This is a genomic window from Micromonospora sp. NPDC047756 (assembly GCF_055587245.1).
This window is the reverse complement of sequence record NZ_JBVJGQ010000002.1, coordinates 602,973-625,678: the sequence shown is the minus strand read 5'-3', so window position 1 is coordinate 625,678 and position 22,706 is coordinate 602,973. Positions and strand designations below refer to the sequence as shown.

General features: G+C 71.8%; 21 protein-coding genes. 11 read left to right on the top strand and 10 right to left on the bottom strand.

Annotated elements, in window-relative coordinates; translation table 11 throughout:
* The first annotated feature begins 85 nt into the window (after positions 1-85).
* Entirely contained in the window at positions 86-790 is a 705-nt protein-coding gene (locus ACZ6NZ_RS07910; RefSeq protein WP_465856850.1) for a hypothetical protein, read from the top strand.
* Positions 791-890: 100 nt separating this feature from the next.
* Positions 891-2,807 (top strand): glycerophosphodiester phosphodiesterase, encoded by a 1,917-nt coding sequence (locus ACZ6NZ_RS07905; RefSeq protein ID WP_465856848.1) that lies wholly within the window; start codon positions 891-893, stop codon positions 2,805-2,807.
* Between the two features lie 48 nt (positions 2,808-2,855).
* On the opposite strand, the gene ACZ6NZ_RS07900 is transcribed toward ACZ6NZ_RS07905, so the two are convergent.
* The 4 genes from ACZ6NZ_RS07900 to ACZ6NZ_RS07885 all read right to left on the bottom strand — a co-directional run bounded on the left by ACZ6NZ_RS07900 (position 2,856) and on the right by ACZ6NZ_RS07885 (position 6,161).
* Complete coding sequence (locus ACZ6NZ_RS07900) at positions 2,856-3,452, bottom strand: hypothetical protein (protein WP_465856846.1); 597 nt, start codon at positions 3,450-3,452, stop codon at positions 2,856-2,858.
* Between the two features lie 107 nt (positions 3,453-3,559).
* Positions 3,560-4,123: a GerMN domain-containing protein gene (locus tag ACZ6NZ_RS07895; RefSeq protein ID WP_465856844.1), complete on the bottom strand. Its 564-nt coding sequence runs from the start codon at positions 4,121-4,123 to the stop codon at positions 3,560-3,562.
* Entirely contained in the window at positions 4,120-5,475 is a 1,356-nt protein-coding gene (locus ACZ6NZ_RS07890; protein WP_465856842.1) for a sensor histidine kinase, read from the bottom strand. Before ACZ6NZ_RS07890 ends, ACZ6NZ_RS07895 begins: the two co-directional genes overlap by 4 nt.
* A complete protein-coding gene (locus ACZ6NZ_RS07885; RefSeq protein WP_465856840.1) occupies positions 5,472-6,161 on the bottom strand; it encodes a response regulator transcription factor in 690 nt (229 codons plus the stop codon). The genes ACZ6NZ_RS07890 and ACZ6NZ_RS07885 overlap by 4 nt, the downstream gene beginning before the upstream one ends.
* A 150-nt stretch (positions 6,162-6,311) precedes the next feature.
* Between ACZ6NZ_RS07885 and ACZ6NZ_RS07880 the strand changes: the two genes are divergently transcribed.
* The 4 genes from ACZ6NZ_RS07880 (at position 6,312) to helR (ending at position 9,974) form a co-directional block, all read left to right on the top strand.
* Positions 6,312-6,641 carry an STAS domain-containing protein gene (locus tag ACZ6NZ_RS07880; RefSeq protein ID WP_465856838.1) on the top strand — a complete coding sequence of 110 codons (330 nt, stop codon included), beginning with the start codon at positions 6,312-6,314 and terminating at the stop codon, positions 6,639-6,641.
* On the top strand, positions 6,638-7,252 hold the full coding sequence (locus ACZ6NZ_RS07875; protein ID WP_465856836.1) for an STAS domain-containing protein: 615 nt from the start codon (positions 6,638-6,640) through the stop codon (positions 7,250-7,252). The genes ACZ6NZ_RS07880 and ACZ6NZ_RS07875 overlap by 4 nt, the downstream gene beginning before the upstream one ends.
* Positions 7,253-7,303: 51 nt before the next feature.
* Positions 7,304-7,684 carry a YccF domain-containing protein gene (locus tag ACZ6NZ_RS07870; RefSeq protein ID WP_465856834.1) on the top strand — a complete coding sequence of 127 codons (381 nt, stop codon included), beginning with the start codon at positions 7,304-7,306 and terminating at the stop codon, positions 7,682-7,684.
* A 154-nt stretch (positions 7,685-7,838) separates the two neighbouring features.
* A complete protein-coding gene (gene helR / locus ACZ6NZ_RS07865; protein ID WP_465856832.1) occupies positions 7,839-9,974 on the top strand; it encodes an RNA polymerase recycling motor ATPase HelR in 2,136 nt (711 codons plus the stop codon).
* Between the two features lie 29 nt (positions 9,975-10,003).
* Here the strand turns inward: helR and ACZ6NZ_RS07860 are convergent, their stop codons facing one another.
* Both ACZ6NZ_RS07860 and ACZ6NZ_RS07855 read right to left on the bottom strand, forming a co-directional pair.
* Entirely contained in the window at positions 10,004-12,073 is a 2,070-nt protein-coding gene (locus ACZ6NZ_RS07860) for a PQQ-dependent sugar dehydrogenase (RefSeq protein WP_465856830.1), read from the bottom strand.
* Positions 12,074-12,229: 156 nt separating this feature from the next.
* Positions 12,230-12,778: an RNA polymerase sigma factor gene (locus ACZ6NZ_RS07855; protein ID WP_465856828.1), complete on the bottom strand. Its 549-nt coding sequence runs from the start codon at positions 12,776-12,778 to the stop codon at positions 12,230-12,232.
* A gap of 56 nt (positions 12,779-12,834) precedes the next feature.
* Here ACZ6NZ_RS07855 and ACZ6NZ_RS07850 point away from each other — a divergent pair, with 56 nt between their 5' ends.
* The gene (locus tag ACZ6NZ_RS07850) at positions 12,835-14,199 is read left to right on the top strand and encodes a serine/threonine-protein kinase (RefSeq protein ID WP_465856826.1); all 1,365 of its coding nucleotides are present in this window, start codon (positions 12,835-12,837) and stop codon (positions 14,197-14,199) included.
* Here ACZ6NZ_RS07850 and ACZ6NZ_RS07845 read toward each other — a convergent pair.
* On the bottom strand, positions 14,196-14,879 hold the full coding sequence (locus tag ACZ6NZ_RS07845; RefSeq protein ID WP_465856824.1) for a hypothetical protein: 684 nt from the start codon (positions 14,877-14,879) through the stop codon (positions 14,196-14,198). The two genes, ACZ6NZ_RS07850 and ACZ6NZ_RS07845, sit on opposite strands and share 4 nt — an antisense overlap.
* Positions 14,880-15,187: 308 nt before the next feature.
* Here ACZ6NZ_RS07845 and ACZ6NZ_RS07840 point away from each other — a divergent pair, with 308 nt between their 5' ends.
* From ACZ6NZ_RS07840 to ACZ6NZ_RS07825, 4 genes are all read left to right on the top strand, one after another.
* On the top strand, positions 15,188-17,155 hold the full coding sequence (locus ACZ6NZ_RS07840) for a serine hydrolase domain-containing protein (RefSeq protein WP_465856822.1): 1,968 nt from the start codon (positions 15,188-15,190) through the stop codon (positions 17,153-17,155).
* A 42-nt stretch (positions 17,156-17,197) separates the two neighbouring features.
* A complete protein-coding gene (locus tag ACZ6NZ_RS07835) occupies positions 17,198-18,493 on the top strand; it encodes a sensor histidine kinase (RefSeq protein WP_465856820.1) in 1,296 nt (431 codons plus the stop codon).
* Positions 18,490-19,146, top strand: a complete 657-nt coding sequence (locus tag ACZ6NZ_RS07830) for a response regulator (protein WP_465856818.1) — start codon at positions 18,490-18,492, stop codon at positions 19,144-19,146. The genes ACZ6NZ_RS07835 and ACZ6NZ_RS07830 overlap by 4 nt, the downstream gene beginning before the upstream one ends.
* Positions 19,147-19,275: 129 nt before the next feature.
* Complete coding sequence (locus ACZ6NZ_RS07825) at positions 19,276-20,073, top strand: SAM-dependent methyltransferase (RefSeq protein WP_465856816.1); 798 nt, start codon at positions 19,276-19,278, stop codon at positions 20,071-20,073.
* 55 nt (positions 20,074-20,128) lie between these two features.
* On the opposite strand, the gene ACZ6NZ_RS07820 is transcribed toward ACZ6NZ_RS07825, so the two are convergent.
* The 3 genes from ACZ6NZ_RS07820 to ACZ6NZ_RS07810 all read right to left on the bottom strand — a co-directional run bounded on the left by ACZ6NZ_RS07820 (position 20,129) and on the right by ACZ6NZ_RS07810 (position 22,439).
* Positions 20,129-20,857, bottom strand: a complete 729-nt coding sequence (locus ACZ6NZ_RS07820) for a cellulose binding domain-containing protein (RefSeq protein ID WP_465856814.1) — start codon at positions 20,855-20,857, stop codon at positions 20,129-20,131.
* Positions 20,858-21,079: 222 nt separating this feature from the next.
* Positions 21,080-22,177, bottom strand: coding sequence for a winged helix DNA-binding domain-containing protein (locus ACZ6NZ_RS07815; RefSeq protein WP_465856812.1), 1,098 nt, complete (start codon positions 22,175-22,177; stop codon positions 21,080-21,082).
* Between the two features lie 22 nt (positions 22,178-22,199).
* Positions 22,200-22,439: a hypothetical protein gene (locus tag ACZ6NZ_RS07810; RefSeq protein ID WP_465856810.1), complete on the bottom strand. Its 240-nt coding sequence runs from the start codon at positions 22,437-22,439 to the stop codon at positions 22,200-22,202.
* Positions 22,440-22,706: the final 267 nt, after the last annotated feature.

Here is a 22,706-nt window from a genome sequence, read left to right as displayed (position 1 = left end):
CCGGACGGACCGTGGGCACGCACCCGGCGACTATGTGAAGGAGAAACTGGCAGTGCCGGCAACACCACCCCAACCACGCCGTACCGTGGCGATCATTCTGCTGGATCGGGTCGTGGCCATCGTCACGGCCGCACGGCGGGTGCTCACCGGTCGGGAGGACGTCTCGCGGGCCACCTGGGTGGCCGTCGTCGCGGCGCTCGGGGTGCTGATCGCGACGGCCGTGTCCGTCGTCGGGGTGCTGCGTACGCCGGAGAAGCTGACGCCGGTGACCCTCGATCCGCCGCCATCGGTCGAGCAGGTGGGCGAGTCGCCGTCCGCCACCCCCCGCGCGCAGGCGCAACCGGCACTCACCAGCCCCGCGGTGGCCGCGTCCCCGTCCGTCTCGGCCTCGTCGGTCCCACCGGCGGTCCCGTCGTCGACCCGGCCCACACCGACCGGCGCCACCGCCGAACCCACCGCGGCGGCCCTGGGCGCGGACTTCGCCATCACTGACAACGCGCTGCTCAGCTACGGCGCGGCAGTGACGATCAGCAATCCGGGCCCGGTCGCGGCACCGGGGTGGACGCTGGTCGTCACCCTGCCCCGGGAGTCGCTGGGCGTCAGCGGGGTCGAGGGGGCGCGGGCCAGCCGCGACGGTGCGGTGTGGACGTTCGTGCCGGACCCGGACACCGGTCAGGTCCCCGGCAACGCCTCGGTCCGGGTGACGTTCCGGGTGAATGGATCGTTGACCGGCGCCGCGCCCAAGGCGTGCACGATCGACGGCGTCGCCTGCGCCGGCCTGCCGAACTGACCAGTCCGGCACGCCGGATCAAGCGCGGTACACCCGGCGTTCCGGCGGCAGCCATGCGTGATTGATCATCAGTTCGGGCGTGCTTCGTACCGTCGCGACCATGACTGTCCCACCCGCATCACCGTCGCCGCGCCGCGCCGGGTCACGCCTCGGCGCCCTGGGCACCCGGGCCGCCGCCGCCGTTGCCGCTCTCGCCGTCACCGGCGCTGCCGTCGCGGTCGCCGTCGCCACCTCGTCACCCGCCACGGCCGAGCCGGGCAGCGTCGTCGTCTCGGAGGACTTCTCGGCCGGATCGCTGCCCGCCGGTTGGCACGCGGTCGACGGCACCTGGAAGGTCGAGAACGGCCGACTGTACGGAACCTCCGCCAGCTCCAGCGAGAACAACAAAATCACCTTCGGTCGACACCTGAACGACTTCCGCCTCGAGGCGACCATGCGCTTCGAGTCGGTCTCGGCCGCCACCCGCTGGGCCTCGCTCGGCATCGACGTTCCCGCCAGCGGCGCGACCCCCTGGTGGATCGCCACCATGCGCAGCGGCACCACCGCCGCCAACGGGCTCGAGTTCGCCCAGCGGACCACCGCCAACGCCTGGGTCGTGACGAACACCGCCTCCGCCCTGTCCGCCGCCGGCACCGGCCGGGACGTGCGCGTCGCCGTCGAGGTGCACGGCAACCAGGCTCGTTGGATCTTCGACGGGCGGGAGGCGATGCGGACCAGCAGCCTCCAGCGTTCCGCCGACGGCGTCCAGGGGCTCTTCGTCAACGGCGCGACCGTGTCGTACGACGACGTCACCGTCACCGAGCTGGCGCCGAACGGTTACCTCCGCCCCGAGGGCAGCCCGTTCACCGTGATCGCCCACCGGGGCGCGTCCGCCGCCGCGCCGGAGAACACCCTCGTCGCCCAGGAGATCGCCCGTAGGGGCGGCGCCGACTGGATCGAGAACGACGTCCAACCGAGCAGGGACGGTGTCCCGTTCATCCTGCACGACGGCACCGTCGACCGGACCACCGACGGCACCGGCACCATCCGGGACCTGACCGCCGCGCAGATCAAGGCGCTCGACGCCGGCTCCTGGTTCGGCCCGCAGTACGTCGGCGAGCGGGTGCCCACTCTCGCGGAGCAGCTCGCCGACCTGCGCACGCGGGGTGGCAACCTGCTCGTGGAGATCAAGGGCAAGCACACCCGGGACGAGGTCGCCACGATCATCCAGGTGATCCGGGACGAGCAGATGATGGGCCGGGTCTTCATCCAGAGCTTCGAGGTCGACGCGCTGAAGTACACCTACGAGATCGCCCCCGAGCTGCCGCTCGGCCTGCTCCGCAGCACCCTGGACGCCGACCCGGTGGCGATCGCGAAGGAGCTGCACCTGACCGCGTACAACCCGGACGGCAACGCGCTGTTGGCCAAGCCGGAGGTCGTCGCCCCGCTGCACGCGGCCGGGGTCGCCGTGATGGCCTGGACGATGGACTCCGCCGGCCTGTGGCAGCGGCTGGAGCGGATCGGCACCGACGCGATCATCACCAACCGGGCGGCGGAGCTGGTCGGCTGGAACTCGGCGTTCGTCCAGCGGGCCCTCGCCGACCCGAGCGTGCGGATCGATTCGCCGACCAACGGTGCTCGGCTCGACCGGGCACAGTCACCGGTGATCGCGGTCGCCGCGACCAACGCCGACACCGTCACCGTGACGCTGGACGGCAAGAGGTCGGCCGCCGGGCGCAAGCTCGACCTGGCCAAGCTGACCGCCGGCCGGCACACCATCACCACCGAGGCGACCGGTCCCGAGGGCACCGCCACGGCGACCAGCACCTTCACCGTGACGGTGAGCCAGGCTGGCCTCGGCTATCTGATTTTCACCTCGGGCGCGGACCCGGCCGCCGTCACGGCGATGACCACCAAGCTGGCCCACGCCCAGTACGCCGAGCTGGCCACCTACGCCGACCGGCAGGCCGGCAAGTTGGTGCCGGCGGAGGTCGCCAGCGTCATCGCCGCCGACGCCCGCACCCTCGCCCTGAGGTAGCGACGTGATGGGTGGCGCTGGTCCGACGGGGCCAGCGCCACCCGGTCCTCAGCGGATGCCGACCGGTGACCCGGCACGCTCGCCCCGCTGCCGTACCAGCGGCAGCGCCGGGGCCAACGCCAGCGCCATGCACAGGCCGCCGATGGGAAGCAGGTCGAGGGTGACCGCCGGCAGGACGATGCCGACGAGGAGCAGCGGCACGCTCCACCACGGCAGCCGCCGTCGGGCGGCGAGCATACCCGTGAGCACGAGCAGGCCGAGGAAGAAGAACTGGGGTACGACGTCGTAGAAGGCCACCTCCACGCCGGGGATGTCCTTGAATTCCGCGCCGAGCCTCGACATCTCCGCCCGGTCCTCGGCCAGCAGGCCCTCGACGATGTCCGCGCCGAACTGCACCATCGTCGCGGCGAGGCCGACCAACGTGCCGGCCACCACGCCGGTGCGCCACGGACTGCGGGGCAGTAGGTGGGACAGCGCGAGCACCCCCGGGACGAAGCACACCATGCCGGCGAGGGCTGCCAGGTGGGCGGCCTGCCAGTCGAGCCCGGGACCGTACACCCCGTCGGACTTCCCCCACAGCCGGAGCAGGCCGTAGGCCACGATGCCGACCGGGCCGGCGATCACGTAGAGCGCAGCGCGTTTCATGCCAGCCAGCATGTGACCGCCGGCGCCTGCCGACCTCCGGGAGCTTCCCTCGCCTCGCCCTGGCTTTCGTCTCAGGTCTTCCACCGAGCGACCCCGAGACCTCGCGTTCAGCGTTCGCTGATGAGGGGGGCGTAGTCGCCGCGGGTGAGCGGCATGCTGGACAGGGAACCGTCGGCCCGGGGCACGCCCAGCGCCCTGCCGTCGCGCAGGAAGGCCACAGCGGAGACGTCCTCACGGCTGGTGAGAGTGCAGACGATCTGGCCGAAGGCGAGGACCTCGTCGCTGCGACCGCCCACCTCGGCGGCTTCGTCGACCGCGACGACGGCCTGCGACCCGGTAACTGTCGCGCCGGCCGCGTTGACCGCACCCGGCAGCGCGCTGGTCAGATCACTGTCCCGTTCGGCCCCGCTGGGCCCGGCCAGCAGGTGTCGCAACTGGTCCGCGACGCTGGGTGCCCTGTCGACGCGCCGGACCACCGGGACGATGCGGTTGTTCCGGACCAGGCAGAGCGTCTCGGCGGCGCTGCCGGCCGGTGCGGTGGTGTCGGCGGGAGCCGCGCTGCTCAACGGCCCTCGCGGGGCCGGCACCGCGCGTGGGGTGTCGTCGGTGGGGATGCCACATGCGCTCAGCAGCACGACGAGGGCCAACGGGACGAGACGGCGGGGCCTCACGGCAGGCTCCCGGGCAGGGTGACCCGGAAACAGGCGCCCCCGCCCGGACGGTCGGCGACCGTCACCTGCCCCGCGTGCGCGGCGGCGTGCTGCGCGACCAGCGCCAGCCCCAGGCCGGTGCCGTCGCCGGCGCCACGGGTGTGGGCGGCTCGCCCCCGGACGAACCGGTCGAAGATCGCCTCGCGGTCCTCGACCGGAACGCCCGGACCGTCGTCGTCGACCTCGATGACGCCGCTGTCCCCGTCCCGGTTCAGGCGAACAGCCACCGGGCCACCGCCGTAGGTGGCCGCGTTGTCGAGCAGGTTCGTCAGGATCTGGGCGACCCGCCGCCGCTCGACCTGCCACGTCGCGGGCACGTCCGGTGCCAGGCGGACGAGGGTGCCCGGCAACTCGTACGCGTCGCAGGTCTCCCGGGCCAGCTCCACCACGTCCACCGGGGCACGGTGGGCCGGTTGGTCGCTGCGGGCCAGGTCGATCAGGTCGTTGACGAGCCGTTGGAAACGGTCGATCTCGTCGGCGACGAGCCCGGCGGCGGTGGCGGTCCGTTCGTCCTGGTGTTCCCGACGGCGGGCCAGGACGCTGGCCGCTGCGGCGAGGGTCTGCAACGGGGATCGCAGTTCGTGGCTGACGTCGGCGGCGAACCGGCGGTCCCGTTCGATGCGCAGGGCGAGGCGGTCGACCATCTGGTTGAACGACGAGGAGAGGCGGGTGAGGTCGGGGTCGGTGGCCGGGTCGAGCCGGGCGGTGACGTCACCGGCGGCGATCCTCTCGGCCGCGTCGGCGACGGCTGTCAGCGGCCGCAGCCCGTGTCGGGTGGCGTACCAGGCGAGGGCCGCCCCGGACCCGGCGACCAGCACCGCGACGCTGGTCAGCGCGAGGGCCAGCACCCGGAAGGTCTGCTCCAGCTCGCGCAGCGAGTTGACCTCGAAGTACGTTGCGGACGCCGACAGCGGCACACCGACCACCAGGGCCGGTTGCCCGTCGACGCGGACACGCTGCAGGGCCGGCTCCCCGGCGGAGACGACCCGGAGCAGCTCGTCGGGGATGGCGGCCGTGGTGCCGGGGTCGGCTGCCCTCGCGTACCACTCGCCGTTGAGGTGCAGCACCGGTCGGCGGCTTCCGCCGGTGTCCAACGACCGGAGCACCTCCACCACGTCGGGGGTGTCGGTGTCGAGGCCGGCATGCACCACGGCGGCGTCGAAGTAGGCGGCCCGCAGGGCGATGCGTTCGCGGTCGTCGAGCAGAGACCGTCGGGTCAGCTCGTAGGAGATCAGGGCCATCGACGCCGAGAGCAGGAGCGCGCCGACGGCGAACGCGGCGGTCACCCGGGTACGCAGTCCGAGGCGTCTCATCGTTGCAGCTTGTAGCCGAGGCCCCGCAGGGTGACCAGGTGCCGGGGGTTCGCCGGGTCCGGCTCGATCTTCTGCCGCAACCGACCGACGTGCACGTCGACGAGGCGTTCGTCGCCGCTGTCGTACCCCCAGACCCGTTGCAGCAACTGCTGACGCGACAGCACCCGACCGGCGTGCTCGGCCAGCTCACAGAGCAGCCGGAACTCGGTGCGGGTGACAGTGACCTGCTGGCCGGCGCGGCGCACCTCCCCCGCCTCCGGGCTGATCTCCAACTCGCCGAAGGCGACCGCCGGCACGGGCTCCGGCGCCGAGGTCGTGACCACCGGCCGGGCACGGCGGCGCAGGGCCCGCAGGCGGGCGGTCAGCTCCCGGATGGCCACGGGTTTGACCACGTAATCGTCGGCGCCGGCTTCGAGGGCGGCCACGATGTCGTCGGTGCCGTCCCGGGCGCTGACCACCACGATCGGAACGTCGTCGTCTCGGCGCAACTGCCGGATGCACTCGAAGCCGTCGAGGCCGGGCAGCATCAGGTCGACGAGCACGTAGTCGGCCGGGTGGTGACGTTGGGCGCGCAGACCCTCCTCGGCCGTGGCCGCGCCGAGGGCGTCGTAGCCCTCCTCCTCGAGTGCCAGCAGCAGCGCGAGCCGGATGCGGTCGTCGTCCTCGATCACCAGTACGGCCGTCATCCCGGAATCATCCTCGGCCGACCGCCCGCGGGCCAACCGTGCCCGCCGGCCGGCGGTTTTGTCACACAACTGTCACAGAGCCTTGCAGTGACCGCCAACCCCGCCCAGCACGGTGGGGAGGAAGCAGGGTCGACGGAGAGGGGGACGGCAATGGCGACGCCGGTGCTGCCCGCGAGGTACACGCTGCCGCTGGTCGAGGTTCGCGTCACCGAACTCGATCTGGCCTGCCTGCCGGAGGTCGGCGCGGTGTTCGACCGACTGTTGGCGCTGCGCCCCGCGCAGGTCGTGCTCGACCTGTCCGACTGCCAGCACCTCGACGCCGCCGCCATCGGCCTGCTGCTCGACGTGCACCGGCGGCTGACTCGCGCCGACGCGGCCCTCACCGTCCGCGATCCGAACCCCCGGGTACGGCGCATCCTGCACATCACCCGCCTGGATCAGGTGCTCTCGATCGTCAATGAGGAAGGACCAGCAGCATGACCGTCGTCCCGGACGAGTATCTGATGACCCTGATCTGCGACACCTGCGGCGAGACCATCCGCGGCACCGCGTGCGTGCTCCCCGACGCCGAGGTCGTCTGGACCCTGGTGGCCGAGCACGGCTGGAGCGGTTCGCCCTTCGCCACCGGGCCGCACCGCTGCCCGCACTGCAGCCTCCTGCCCGCCTCGACCGGTGGCCACGCCTCGTGCGACGGGCATGGCCCCGGTGGCATCCTCGGCATCGACCACCTCGACGGCACGACAGTCATCGCCGCCACCGGTGACATCGACCTCGACACCGGCGACAACCTGCGCACGGCGCTGCGGCACGTGGCCGACGTGGGCGGGCATGTGGTGGTCGACCTGAGCCGGGTGCACATCATCGACTCGACCGGCCTCGGTCTGCTCGTGCGCGCCCACCGTGACGCCCGCGAACGCGGTGTCACGCTCTGCCTCGCCGGGCCGTCGCGGTTCGTCCGCACGGTCCTGCACACGATGCGGCTGGACAAGGCGTTTCCGATCTTCGACAGCCGCGACGAGGCCCTCGCCCAGCTCTCCGACGGTGACGTGAGGCCCCTCCCCGAGGGTCACGTGGTGGCCGTTCCCCGTTGAGGGAACGGGGGGCGCGGCAACCGGGTGGCGAGCATGTTTCATGCTGGAGTAATGATTCGTTTCGTACTGAATGTGCTGTGGCTCATCTTCGGCGGAGGTCTCGTGCTGGCGGTCGGCTACGGCATCGCCGCGCTGATCTGCTTCGTCCTGGTCGTCACCATCCCGTTCGGCGTCGCCTCGCTGCGCCTCGCGGTCTACTCGCTGTGGCCCTTCGGCCGCACCCTGGTACCCAAGCCGGGCGCGGGCGTCGGCTCCGGCCTGGCGAACGTCCTCTGGGTGGTGCTCGCCGGCTGGTGGCTGGCGCTCTCGCACATCCTCGCGGGCATCGCCCTCTGCGTGACGATCATCGGGATTCCGTTCGGCATCGCCAACTTCAAGCTCGTTCCGGCGGCGTTCTGGCCGCTCGGCCGTGAGGTCGTCGACGCGCCCTGAACACGGAAAACGGGAGACCTCTGGTCTCCCGCCACTTCTAACTTATAGCGCACTGGGGGGCTTGCGGCAAGACCCGGTTTATGACGCAGAATCGTCGGCCGAGGCCAGATTCTGCCGAAATGGAAGTCATGAATTGGATTCCTTGCCTACCTCCGTGTTCGATCTCCCCGATCACCTCGCCCCGAAGGCCGACCCGGTGCTCATCGCCCACGACGAGCGGCACTTCGCGGCCATGGCGCGGGGCCTCGCGCAGCTGAACGCCGAGCTGTCCGACCGTCTGGACGCCGCTCGCCGGGCGCCCGGCGGCAAGGGCCGGCAGGCCGTCGACCGGGACGAGGAGGTCGGCCGGCTCACCGCTCGGCTGCGCTCGCTGAGCCGCTACGGGCTGGACCTGTGCCTCGGCCACGTGGTCGAGGCGGACAACCCCGAGCCGGTGTACGTCGGACGTCGCGGCCTCACCGACAGCACGGGTAGGCGGTTGCTCCTCGACTGGCGCTCCCCCGCCGCCGCGCCGTTCTTCGGGGCGACCCACGCCAACCCGATGGGCCTGACCAGCCGCCGCCGGTACCGCTGGACCCGCGGCCGGATCAGCGACTACTGGGACGAGGTGTTCACCCCGGACGGGTTCGTGGGGCACGCCGTCACGCTCGACGACCAGTCCGCGTTCATCGCCAGCCTGGGCGGCGCCCGGTCGGCCCGGATGCGCGACGTGCTCAGCACGATCCAGGCCGACCAGGACGCCATCATCCGGGCCGGGTCGGCCGGCGCCCTCGTGGTCGACGGCGGTCCGGGCACCGGCAAGACCGTCGTCGCCCTGCACCGCAGCGCATACCTGCTCTACTCCGACCCGCGCCTCGGTCAACGCCGGGGTGGAGTGCTCTTCGTGGGGCCGCACCAGCCCTACCTGGCCTACGTCGCCGACGTGCTGCCCAGCCTCGGAGAGGAGGACGTGCAGACCTGCACCCTGCGCGACCTCGTCGCCGAGGGCGCCACGGCAACCGTCGACGCCGACCCGGAGGTGGCCCGGTTGAAGTCCTCGGCCGAGCTGGTCCGGGCGATCGACGCGGCCGTCCGGTTCTACGAGGACCCACCGGTCGCCCCGATGACGATCACGGTCGGCGACTCCGATGTCCGCCTGAGCGCCGACGACTGGGCCGACGCCTTCCAGGCGCCGGGTCCGGGCACCCCGCACAACGAGGCGCGCGAGGAGATCTGGGAGGAGCTGCTGACCATCCTCATCGGCCGGTACGACGGCGAGGAGCCGGACGCCGTGCTCCGCGACTCGCTGCTGCGCAACCGGGAGCTGCGGGCGACTGTCAACCGTGCCTGGCCGTTGCTCGACGCGGCCGATCTCGTGGGTGACCTGTGGTCGGTGCCCGCGTACCTGCGCAAATGCGCGCCGTGGCTCAGCCCGGAGGAGGTCCGTAAGCTGCAGCGCGACGAGCCCCGGGCCTGGAGCGTGTCCGACCTGCCACTGCTCGACGCGGCCCGGCAGCGGCTCGGCGACGCGGAGAGGGCGGGCCGCAACCGGCGGCGCGACCCGGCCGCCGCAGCGGAACGCGAGCACATGGCCCGGGTGGTCGACGAGCTGCTCGCCGCCGACACCTACGACGACGGCGAGGGCCTGCTGTCGATGCTGCGCCAACCCGACCTGCGCGACGTCCTGACCGACGACTCCGCGCTGCCGGACGCCGACCCGGACCTGCTGGCCGGCCCGTTCGCCCACATCGTCGTCGACGAGGCGCAGGAGCTGACCGACGCCCAGTGGCAGATGCTGCTGGCCCGCTGCCCGTCGCGCAGCTTCACCATCGTGGGCGACCGCGCTCAGGCCCGGCACGGGTTCACCGAGTCGTGGCCGGAACGCCTCAAGCGGGTCGGGCTCGACCGGGTCACGGTGGCCTCGTTGAGCATCAACTACCGGACGCCGGCGGAGGTCATGGCGCAGGCCGAGCCGGTCATCCGGGGCGTGCTCCCCGACGCCAACGTGCCCACCTCCATCCGCGACAACGGGCTCCCCGTCGTCCACGGCTCGGCCGCCGACCTGCGGTCGATCCTCGACACCTGGCTCGCCGACCACGCCGAAGGAATCGCCTGCGTGATCGGCGACCCGACCTTCGCGCCGACGTCGCGGGTCCGGTCGCTGAGCCCGGATCAGGCCAAGGGCCTCGAATTCGACCTGGTCGTCCTCGTCGACCCGCAGGCGTTCGGCAGCGGCGTCTCGGGAGCCGTCGACCGCTACGTCGCGATGACCCGGGCCACCCAGCAACTCGTGCTCCTGACCAGCAACTGAAAGCCGGGTCGCAGGCCGTCCCACACGCCCTAGTTGCCGAGCGTGACGTGCAGGATCCTCTCGTTGCTGTTGTTCGGGGTGCTGTCCTTGTCACCGACGTTGGTGGTGGTCAGCCACAACCCGCCGTCCGGAGCCGGCTCCACCGTCCGCAGCCGGCCGTAGGTGCCGCTGAAGTACGTCTGCACGTTCGTCAGGCTGTTGCCGCTGATCACCGCCCGGTACATCCGGGCGCCCCGGGCACAGGCCACGTAGAGCGCGTCGCGGACGATCGTGATGCCGGAGCAGGAGCCCTCGGCGGTCGGGTAGGTGCGTGCCGGCGCGATGAACCCGGCCGTGCCGCAAGCGCCGCTGGTGCCCTCGCAGGCCGGCCAGCCGTAGTTTCCACCCTTGGTGATCAGGTTGGTCTCGTCCATCACCGAGTTGCCGAACTCCTGCTCCCACAGCCGGCCCTGCGAGTCGAACGCCAGCCCCTGCGGGTTGCGGTGGCCGTAGCTCCACACGTAGTTGCCGAACGGGTTGTCCGAGGGGACGGTGCCGTCCGGGTTGAGTCGCAGGATCTTGCCTTCGAGGCTGGACCGGTCCTGGGCGTAGTTGCCGTTCTGGGCGTCGCCGGTGCTGGCGTACAGCTTGCCGTCCGGGCCGAACCGCAGGCGACCACCGTCGTGGTACTTGTTCCGCCGGATGCCACTGAGCAGGACCTGCTCGCTGGCGGTGTTGAGTCGCCCGTTCTCCAGCCTGATCCGGACGATGCGGTTGTCGCTCGGCGAGGTGTGCATGATGTAGAGCCAACGGTCGCTGGAGTAGCTGCCCGAGATGGCGAGCCCCAACAGGCCACCCTCACCGTCGGTGCTCTGCACGTTCGGCACGGTGCCCAGGTTGGTCTTGGCCCCGGTGCTCGGGTTGAGCTGGATGATGTCGTGCGCGTCGCGCCGGTTGTAGAGCACGCTGCCGTCGGGCAACGTCACCAGACCCCACGGGATGTCGGTGTCGGTGGTGACCTGCCGAACCCCGCACACCGGGTTGGCGCACGCCGCGCCGGTGGTCACCGTCGCGGTGCCGCTGCGCGACGAGGCGTTGTCCTGCGCGTCCCGGGCCACCACGTAGTACTGGTAGGAGGTGTTCGCGGTCAGGCCGCTGTCGGTGAACGTGGTCGCCGGCGGCGCGCCGGTGACCGTGCCCACCTTCGCGCCGGCCCGGTAGATGTCGTACGCCCGCACGCCGATGTTGTCGGTCGACGCGGTCCAACGCAGCGTCACGGTGGTGCCCGACGCGGTGCCGGTGAGCTGTTGGGGCGCGGTGGGCGGCTGGCTGTCGGCCTGACAGGGCGGTGGAGTGATCGAGACGGTGGCGCTCGCCTGCGACACGTTGCCGGCGGCGTCGCGGGCGTTGACGTACAGGCCCCAGGTCGCCCCGGCCACCACGGTCAGGTTGGTGGAGAGCGTCGTACCGCTCACCGACGTCATCAACTGGCCGTCGTGGTAGATGTCGTAGAAGGCCACGCCGACGTTGTCCGTCGAGGCGTTCCACGCGAACGTCACCGAGTTGCAGGTCAGGCCGCTGACCCGAGGGCTGCCCGGCGCCGTCGGCGGCTGGCTGTCGGCGCTGCCGAAGGATGTCGTCCACCGTTGGTTGGACTGCCCGTTGCAGGTCCAGAGACCGACTGTGGTGCTGTTGGCGGTGCCGGCGCCGTTCACGTCCAGGCACAGGCCGGACTGGACGCCGACGATCGTCTGCGAGGTGGTGGTCCGCCAGCGTTGGTTGGCCCCACCGGTGCAGTTGTTGATCTGTAGGGCGGCCGGCGCGGTGGTGTCCTGACCGACCACGTCCAGGCACATCGTGTCGTCGTAGACCCGCAGCTCACCGGCGGAGGTGAGGGTCCACGCCTGATTGGCCTGGCCGTTGCAGTCGTAGATGTTGATGCCGGCACCGGCGGTCCTGACGTTGCCGACCACGTCCAGGCAACGACCGCTGGCCACGCCGACGACTGTCGACGGTGCCGCGGCGGCCGCCGGCACACCCACGGCCAGGCTCAGCAGCGTCACCGCCGCCATCGCCACCGGCAACAGCCGTCGTCGTGGGCGTAGTGGGTTGACTCGCATCAGTCCTCCAGGCTCTGGGCACCGACCGGCCCACCCGGACGACGAAGCGCCCGACCACGCCGAACAAGCACATCGACCATCAAAGATGCATTCGTCACACAAGTCAAACGATGTCTCTCGATCGGGGGCAAACCCACGAAACGCCGTACGCAACGCTCAGCTGTCCCGCATCGTCTCCCGGACGTGGCGACGGGCGTGATGGATCCGGGACTTGAGCGTGCCGATCGGGATGCCCAGCTGCCCGGCGATCTCCTGGTAGTCGAGCTGACACAGGTCGCGGAGCACGAGGGCCGTGGCCAGCTCCGGCCGGTGCGCCTCCAGCCGGTCCAGCGCGTCCAACAGGTCGAGGCGCGAGCCGGCGATGACGCTCGTCGTCCGGGGGTCGGGCACGTCGACGGGCAGCAGCGCGCTCGGCCGCTCGGCTGCTCGGCGGCGCAGCGAGCGGTAGGTCTGGCGGGCACAGTTGGCGACCACGGTGTGCAACCAGGTGGAGAAGAGCGACCGCCCCTCGAAGCGTTGAATGTGCCGGGCCACCTGCAACAACGCGTCCTGCGCCGCCTCCTCCGCGTCCTGCCGGCAGGGCAGGAACCGCCCGCACTGCTCCAGCACCCGTGGACCGATCGCGGCCAGCAGCGCGTCGAGCGCGGCGCTGTCACCGGCCGCCGCCCGCCTCGCCAGCTCCTCGGTGTCAGATTCCTTCACCACCCGCGCTCCCCCGCTCGTGGGCGTCACCGGAGTCCCGGTCGCCGGATAATACGACCGTGTCCATTCCGCCGCAGGTTGGCCGGTACCGCATCGCGCGCCCCGTCGGCGCCGGTGCGTTCGCCACCGTGTGGCTGGCGTACGACGACGAGCTGCACTCGTCGGTGGCCGTGAAGGTGCTCGCCGACAACTGGGCACAGCGGGCCGACATCCGGGGGCGCTTCCGCCAGGAGGCCCGGTTCATGCGGCAGGTCGACTCCGATCACCTGGTCCGGGTGTTGGACGTGGGTGAGCTGCCCGACGGCCGGCCGTACCTGGTGATGACGTACGCCGCCGGCGGCACGCTCGCCGACCGGCTGACCGGCGGGCCGATGCCGGTGCGCGAGGCGCTGCGGATCGCCGCCGCCATCGCCCGAGCGGTGGCGGTGCTGCACGACAACGGCGTGCTGCACCGTGACCTCAAGCCGTCCAACGTGCTGTTCGACAACACCCCGGCCGGCGACCGGGTGCTGGTGGCCGACCTGGGGCTGGCCAAGACGCTCGCGCACGCGTCCGGGTTCACGGTGGTCGCCGGCACGCCCGCCTACATGGCGCCGGAGCAGCTCGTCCCCGGCGGCGGGATCGACGTGCGCGCCGACGTGTACGCGATCGGCGCGCTGACGCACCACATGCTGACCGGCTCGCCACCTGGGCAGCCGGTGGTGGCGGCACCCCGCGTGCCCGTCGCCGTCGAGCGCGCCGTCCGCCGGGCCCTGCATCGCGATCCCGGCCGTCGCTGGCCCACCGCTGCCGCATACGCCTCGGCGTTGGAGGGTCTGCTGGCCAGCCGACAGCTCACGGCCCGCACACCGCCGCGGCGCATCCGCCGACTCCTCGCCGCCGTCGGCACCGTGGCCGCGACGCTGGTCATGGCCGGATCCGCCACCGCCTCCACCGCGCCGCACGGCTGGACCCGGGTGGATGACGCCACCGGCGCTGTCTCGGTGGCCGTCCCGGACGGCTGGGCGCGGCAACTGCGCGACGGCGGCTGGGACCCGGCGGTGATCGGTCTCCCGGACGAGCGCCGCCCCGGCCTGCTCGTCGGGGCGGACCTCAGCGACTGGTCCGATGTCGACAGCGTGACACCGGGGGTCTTCGTGGGAGTGCGCCGTGCCCTGCGCCCAGCGGAGCAGCCGGCGCTGCCCGATCACAGCGGATGCACCCCCGTCGCCGGTCGGGCGGTCAGCGTCGCCGCGTTCAGTGGGACCGTCCGGCACTGGGCGCGATGCGGGGGCACCCGAACGTCGTTCAGCGAGGTCACCCTGGTCGCTGCCGCCGGCACCTTCGGGGTGTACGTCCAGGTCAAGCAGATCGACGACGTCGACCGCACCGACGAGATCCTCGGCACGCTGCGGGTGGACACGTCGCGGGTCACGCAACGCTAGTACCGTTCCCACTCGCCGCCGAAGTTGACAGTGCGCCACCGACGCGTCTCGGTACCGCCGTCCAGCTTGCGGACGGTGGCCTGCACGGTCTGGTCCACCACCCGGTACGAGACGAACGTCATGACCCGGTCGCCCAACGGACTGGAATCGTCTCCCAGAATGACCGGCCGTGCGTACCGCTCTCGGCCGTCGTACGAGAGCTGGACCGGCACGAGCGCCTGCCGCCGCGCCGCGCCGGGGTTGCCCAGTTCGACGAGGACGAGCGCGTCCTCGGTCGACGGCGCGTTCGCGGGCTCCTCGGTGACGAAGTCGGCGTACACCGGCCGGGCACCGTTCGGCAGGATCCGGCAGGGGATGTCGAAGCCGTTGGACCCGTTGCGGAACTTCACCGAGTCGTCGGACTCGCCGCAGAACGTCAGATCGCGGATGACCGCGTTGGGCCAGTCGGTCCGCCTGATCTCGCTCACCGGCGAGGCCGGCCGGGAGGTGCGGGTGGCCGGAGCACCCGGGGTGGCGCTGCCGGTCGCCGGAGGGCTCGACACCGACGGGCTCGGCGGGCTCGCGCTGGTGGACGGAGAGCCGGCGGGCCCGGCGTCGCCGCCGACCCGATCAACCGGTGACGTGCAACCGGCGACGAACGTGAGGGTGAGCATCGCGCCGACGAGCAGGTTGCCGCGCATGGGTGGTCCTTCCTCCGCGGGGTCTGTCACAGGGTTTGATGCACCGGTGCGGGCGGTGGTTCACGCCACCGGGGCGGCGCTTGTGCCCACCATCGGCGCACCCGCCCTCCTCCTCAAGTCGTAGGCGCATTGCCGTCTCCCGCCAGATGGCTCGGGGCGATCAGTCGAACAGGCTTGTTCCACGGCGACGGGTGACGCCGTACGGACCCGCTCCGGACACCCGCTCGCTGGAAAGGCACTGGCAGACGATGCGTCCACTCTCTCTTCTCCCATTCCGACGGCACCGGCCCGTCGTCCGACTCGGCGCGGTGCTCGCGACCACTGTCGTCCTCGCCGTCAGCCTTGCCGGCTGCGGCGCCACGCAGCACAACCCCGCACCACCCATCGACGCTCCGGCGGCACCGGCCGCCGCGAGCGGGGCGGGTTCCGCCCTGACGGACACCGACGTCAACGCCTGGCTCGACGGCCTGCTGCCCGCCGCGCTCGACCGCACCGGCATCGCGGGAGCCACTGTCGCCGTCGTGAACGACGGCAAGATCCTCACCACCCGGGGGTACGGGTACGCCGACACCGGCTCCGGTGGGAACCCTGCCGTACCGGTCGACCCGGACCGCCATCTGTTCCGGATGGGATCGGTGTCGAAGCTCGTCACCGCCACCGCGGTGCTTCAACTCGTGCAGGACGGCAAGCTCGACCTCGACACCGACGTCAGGACCTACCTCGACTTCGAACTGCCTCTCCGCCACGAGCGGGCCGTCACCCTGCGGCACCTGCTGACGCACACCGCCGGCTTCGAGGAGCGGATCGCCGGCCTCATCGGCACCGACAGCAGCGACCTCAACCTGCGCAGGGCCCTGATGACCGACCCACCGGAGCAGATCTACCAGCCCGGCACCGTCCCCGCGTACTCCAACTACAGCAACGCGCTCGCCGGCTACATCGTCGAACGCGTCAGCGGGACGCGCTTCGAGGAGTACGTCCAACGCAACGTCCTGGACCGGGCGGGAATGCCGTCGTCGACCTTCGCGCAGCCCCTCCCGGCGGTGCTGCGCGACCGGATGTCCAACGGGTACGACACCTCCGCCGGGCCTGCCGCGCCGTTCGAGATCGTCGGCACGCCTCCGCCCGGTGCGCTGAGCTCCCCGGCGACGGACATGGCGCGATTCATGCTCGCCCAGCTCGGCGAGCCGGTGGGCTTCGCGCCCCTGCTCGACCAACCGACCCGTGAGCTGATGCAGCGGCCGGCACTCGACTCGACGTCGTTGGGCACGCTCGCCGACGGGCCCCGGATGACCCTCGGATTCTTCGCCGAGGACCGCAACGGCCACCGGATCCTCGGCCACGGCGGCGACACCAAGTACTTCCACTCGCACCTGCAGATCTACCCCGACCACCGCGCCGGCATCTTCGTGTCCCTCAACAGCAACGGCTCCGGCGCCCTGGACAGCCACGAGCTGCGCGATTCGGTCGTGAACGGCTTCGCCGACCGCTACTTCCCCGCCCCCGCCGACCAGCAGACCGTCGGCGTGGACCCGGCGACCACCGCCGAACACGCCGCGCTGGCCGCCGGCACGTACGAGTCGTCGCGAGCGATCGGGAGCAACTTCCTGACGGCGATCGGGCTGGTCGGTCGGACCACCGTCAGCGTTACCGACGGCGACCGGTTGCTGGTCGACCCGGGCCCGCTGTCGGCCTCTCCCGCCCTCTACGAGGAGGTGGCCCCCTGGGTCTGGCGCGAGGTCGACGGGCAGCGCACGATCGCCATGCGAGCGACCGACGACCGGGTCGAGGCGATCAGTGTCGATCCCGCGTTGGCGTTGCTGCCCGTCGCGCCGGCCCGCTCCACCGCCGTGGCCGTCCCGGTGCTGGCCGTGTCCACCGTCGTGCTGCTGCTCGCCGTGCTGTCCTGGCCGGTCGGCGCGATCGTCCGCCGCCGGCTCGGGCGCGCTCCCCGGGAACGGGCGGGGCGCACCGCGCGGATCCTGAGTCGCCTCGCCGTCGCCGGCACGCTGCTCGCCTTCGCCGGTTGGGTGCTGAGCATCGGCAGCATCATGAGCCTCCAGGACGTTCCCGGGCCCGCGCTGCGCGCCATCCAGGTGCTGCAACTAATCGGTCTGCTCGGAGTGCTGCCCGCCACCGTCCGGCTCGTCGACGACGTGCGACGGCACCTCGGCTGGCGGCGGATCACCGGCAGCGGCCTGATCCTGTTCGCTCTCGCCGGGGCGGGCTGGTTCGCCGTGGAGTTCCACCTGCTCGCGCCTAGCATCTCCTACTGACCCGCCCGACCCGGGACGATCCGGAGCAAGGATGCGCACCGCATGAGGGACCACGACGACACCGAACCCGGCACACCGCGACTGACGAAGTGGCTCGACGGACGGCTCACCCGGCTCGGGGTGAACGGCGTGTTCCACCGGGACTGCCTGCTGGCCGCGGCGCTGACCGTCCTGACGTTCGTACTGCTCACCGCACTGTTCTGGGTCGTGGCACCGGAGGAGGGGGTGTCGTTCGACCCGGCGCGGGCCTGGCTGCTCGTCGCCATCTGCTGCGCGCAGGCGGTGCTGCTGTGCCTGCGTCGGGTCCGGCCGTTGCTCTGCCTCGCGCTCGTCGTCGGCCTCCAACTGCCCATCATCGGCTTCTCCCTGCCCGAGGTGACCATCCGGGGCCTCGCACCGTTCGTCGCGGCGTACACCGTCGGGTTGTTGCTGCCGGTGCTCCGTGCGCTGCTGGCCATCGGCGCGGTCGTGGTGGTGGAGTCGATCGGGGCGGCCGTCGTGGTGACACCGGATCTGGTGACGGCCATCGCGTACGTCTCGGCGAGCGCCCTGACCTACGCCGGCGCGGCCTTCGTCGGCGGCTACGTGGCCACCTACCGGCGCTACGTGGAGTTGGTCCGGGTGCGGGCGGACGAGGCGATCCGGGAGCAGCGCACGAAGGTCCAGGCGGCGATCGGCGCGGAGCGTTCCCGGATGGCCCGGGAGTTGCACGACGTGGCCGCGCACCACCTCTCCGGCATGGTCGTGCAGGCGGCGGCGGTCGAGCGGCTGATCGACCGGGACCCGGCCGCCGCGAAGGCCGGTGTGGCCTGGATCCGGAGCCAGGGGAAAGAGACCCTGGACAACCTGCGGCTGGTCGTCGGTGTGCTGCGCGGCAGACCGGGGCACGAGGGCGGCGACGGTGCCACTCCGGTGCCGGGGCTGGGCATGCTCGACGACCTCGTCCGCACCGCGGGCACCCTCGCCGGCCCGGTCGAGTTCGTGCGGGAGGGCGAGCAGCGCGAGGTGCCGCCGATCGCCGACGTCGCGCTCTACCGGATCGCGCAGGAGTCGCTCAGCAACGCACGCCAGCACGCCCCGGGCGCCGCGGCGCGGGTGGTGCTCCGCTTCGAGCCGCGCTCGGTGTCGCTGGAGGTGGTGAACGAACCCGCCGCGCCGCGACGCGTACCGGCGGCGCGTACCGGTGGCGTCGGCCTGGTGGGGATGCGTGAGCGGGCCCAGCTGATCGGGGCGACGTTCACCGCCGGCCCGACGGCGGCCGGTGGCTGGTCGGTCGCCGCGACGCTCCCGACGAACGGTCCCGCCGTACCCCGTCCGAAGCAGGAGGCCCCAGCATGATCAGAGTGATGCTCGTCGACGACCAGGCGGTGGTCCGCGCCGGCTTTCGCGTCATCCTGGAGCAGGCCGGCGAGATCGAGGTCGTGGCCGAGGCGTCGAACGGGTCCGCCGCCGTCGAGCTGGCCCGCCGGCTGCAACCGGACGTCATCTGCATGGACGTCCGGATGCCGCACGGCGACGGGCTCACCGCGACCCGACAGATCGTCGCCGAGGCGAGCGGGACGCCACCGGCGGTGCTGGTCGTGACGACCTTCGACCTCGACGAGTACGTCTTCGGCGCGTTGGAGTCCGGCGCCAGCGGGTTCATCCTCAAGGACTGTGAGCCCGACGAGCTGATCGAGGCCATTCGTCGCCTGGCCAGCGGGTACGGGCTCGTCGACCAGGCCGTCACCCGTCGGGTGATCTCCGAGTTCGCCAGGCGTACGCCCGCTCCGCGCTCGGACGCGGCGGCGGCGCACCAGTTGACCGCGCGGGAGACCGAGATCGTGGAGTTGCTGGCGCAGGGACTGTCGAACGTCGAGATCGCCGAGCGGCTCTTCATCGAGACCAGCACCGTCAAGTCGCACCTCGGGCGCGCCATGACGAAGATCGGCGCGCGGGACCGGCTACAGACCGTCGTGTGGGCGTACCAGAACGGGGTGGTTCACCGGTGACCGTGTCCCTGGTCGGCTGCCCACTGGCGGTCGGTCCACCCGTGGTCGAGAGTGGACACAGTCGGAGTACGATCCCGGTCGTACCGCTGTGGTGACCTCCAGCTGACGACCCCTCGATAGGAGCCTGGCATGGCCGGCCCGGACCCCGAACTCGCCGCGAAGCTTCAGCCCGACGTGCCGCACGCGGCACGGATCTGGAACTACTGGATGGGCGGCAAGGACAACTTCCAGTCCGACCGGGCGGCCGGCGACGCTGTCGCCGAGGTCTACCCGGAGATCGTCCTCATGGCACAGCAGTCCCGGGTGTTCCTGGTACGGGCGGTGCGTTACCTCGCGGCCGAGGCGGGCATCCGGCAGTTCCTGGACATCGGCACCGGCCTACCCAGCATGCAGAACACGCACGCGGTCGCCCAGGGCATCGCGCCCGACGCCCGCATCGTCTACGTGGACAACGACCCGATGGTGCTGGTGCACGCGCGGGCGTTGCTGGCCAGCACGACGTCGGAGGGTGTCACCACCTACGTTCCGGCCGACTACCACGACCCGGAGAAGATCCTCGCCGAGGCGGCGCGGACGCTCGACTTCAGCCAGCCCATCGCCGTGATGTACATGGGCGTGATGGGCTACGAGCCCGCCCTGGCCGAGGTGCGGTCGATCGTCGAGCGGACCATGGCAGCGATGCCGTCCGGCAGCTATCTCGTGCTCTGGGACGGCACCGACACCAGCCCCGCCGTGGTCGCCGGTGCCGAACGGCTGGCACAGAGCGGCGGAGTGCCGTACATCCTGCGCAGCCCGGAGGAGCTCGACACCTGCTTCGCCGGGCTGACCAAGGTGGAGCCCGGCCTGGTGCCGATCCCCCTGTGGCGACCGGACGACGCCGACGCGGTCGGGATCGACGCCTACGGGGCCGTGGCCCGCAAGCCCTGACCGACAGGACGCCGCCCCGCTCCCGCCGTCGCGCCGGGAGCGGGGCGGTCGTCGTTCACCGGGCGCAGCTCATGGTCAGCCCGTCGGGAACCGCACCGGCAGTCACGAGCAGCCCGAACGTCGTCGCCCCGTCCAGGGCCAGCGCTCCGTTGTAGGACGCGTTGCGGACCGACACGTCGGCGCCGGTGGTCTCGACCACTCCACCCCAGACGGTCTGGACGCGCTCGTCCGCGGCCCACCGCCAGGAGACGCGCCAGCGGTCCAAGGGTTGCGTCCCGGTGTTGCGGACCGTGACCGTGGCGACGAAACCGCCGCCCCAGCGGGCGTCGATCGTGGCCGTCGCCCGGCACGCGGTCAGCGGGGCGGTCCGCGCCGGCCCGATCATGTACGGGTCGCGCTTGCCGTCAGGGTCGCTGAACCGGTACCAGTACTCCGTGTCGGGCGTCAGACCCCCGATGGTCACCGTACCGAAGCGCTCCGGCCCGGAAACAGCCTCGGCCACCGGCGTGCGCCACTGTTGGGCGTCCTCGCGGCTGGCGAAGAGGCTGACGGTCATCGGCGGGTCGTAGCCGCAGGGCGGCCGGAAGAAGATCGAGTACGAGATGGTCACGCTCGTGGTGGTGACCCCGGTGACGCTCCCGCTGATCGGCAGAGCCGGCGGGCAGGCAATGGTCGGCGACGGCGAGGGCGTGGCCGACAGGGTGGGCGTCGCGTCGGTGCCGCTGGTCGTCCCGGTCCAGGTGGCCAGGGCCATGGTGCTGACGGCGAGGAACATGCGAAGCATCGGAACCTCCGTGGTCAGCGGACACCGATGACCGAGGTGGTAGCCGGTGCGCGCTCGGGTTTCCGGTCATCGACGAGGCTGCCCGGCACGGGTGACATGGCCACCTCGCGCGCCTCGCGGACCGGAGGAGATCGGGTGCGCGCTGGCTCCCCGAGCACGACCGAATCACAGCATGACAGTCGACCAGCATCGATACAAGCCGATCCCGATCCGGCCGGTCCGTCACCGGGGAGACGAACCGACGTGGACCCGGTCGCTCTCCCGGTCGGAGAGGAAGGACGCCAGGGACTGCCCCTGCTCGGCCACGGCATCCCGCTCCGACCGGGAGAGGTCGCGTAGCGGGTTGACGGTCACCGTGCCCGACTCGACGGTCCAGGTCGCCGCGACCCGGCCGTCGACGAGCACCACGCGCTCGCCGGCCACCGAGAGGAGGCGGTGCGCGTCGTCGATGATCCGGCTGCGGTCGTCGTAGCCGAGGATCGCGTTGTCGAACGCCGGCAGGAACCGCACCGGGGCGGGTGTGTCCGGGTCGGGGCGCGGCGCGTCGGCAAGGTCGACGAGCTTGCGGCCACGCTCGTCGCGAAAGGTCACCAGCTCGTCCCGCATGCCGGTCACCACCGCCGGCAGCCCGGCGAGACCACACCAGGCGCGCAGGTCGGCCGTGGCCGCCGGGCCGAACGCGGCCAGGTAGCGGCGGACGAGCAGCCGGCCGACCTCGTCGACCCCGGTCGCGGCCGGCGGAGCGACGTCCCGGCCGAGCCAGGCGGAGAGCAGGACGTAACGCGCGCCTCCCTTCGCCCGCCACACCCCGCGCGGTGGGACCTGCGTCATCGGGAGCAGCGCGACAGCGATCTCACCCAGCACCCGCAGCCCCGGCGTCGGCCAGCGCTCGCCGAGCGCCCGCCCTATCTCGGGCATCGAGCGGGGCTCACCGTCGGCCATCACGGCGAGCGCGGCGGCGGCGAGTTCGTCGAGGTCCACCCCGTCGAGCTCGCCGCGGTAGACCCCGAGCACGCGTTGGCGCAGCATGGTGTCGTGACGGGTACGCCAGGCCACGACATCGTCGGCGACGAGCAGGTGGACGGTGCGGCGCATGAGGTGGGTACGCACCACGTGCCGCCGGGTCAGCAGATCGGAGAGCACCGTCGGGTCGAACGCGCGCAGCCGCGACCACAGCCCGATGAACGGCTCCTGCGACTCCTGGGCCTGTAGGCCGCCGAGGTGGGCGACGGCATCGAGCGCCGGCAGCTCGGCGCGGTCGAGCAGCAGTTGCCGGGCGAGCGTCGCACGGTTGAGCGCACGGCTGTCGAGAATCGTCATCAGGCCCCTTCGGTCGGGCTCATTATCCGACCCGGGGCCGACAGTCTCGGGTACGCGGATTCGCGGCGCCCGGTGAGGCCGGACGGGGCGAATTCAAGCGGGGTGGACCGATCAGTGCCTGCCGACTGCGCACCTCGCCGTCCAGGCTCAGGGTGTCGACGCGCGCCTTGCCGTTCACCCCGACGCCGAACACGTCCCGGGTCGAGGTGCCGGGGGCCAGGCCGGGGCCGAAGCGCTGCGCGGTCGGCACCGCGAACGTCAACTCCTCACCGTCGGCGATCTCCGGCCCGGACGAAGAGTAGGTGGGAGTGACACCGGCGTGCTCTCACCGTCTTGATCAACTGCCGGGGCGGCCGGAGCCGATCGACGCAGCCCCGGGGGGTGCCAAAAAGTTTTGTGGACTTCCTACAACTGAGGGACAGTGGGTTCGGTGGTTGCGCCATAGCGCTGGCCGCCGCCACCCGGAAAGGTGATCACTGCTGGGAGCCGTCGTCTCTCCGCACGCAGGTCGAGGTCTAGCTAAGGGGTT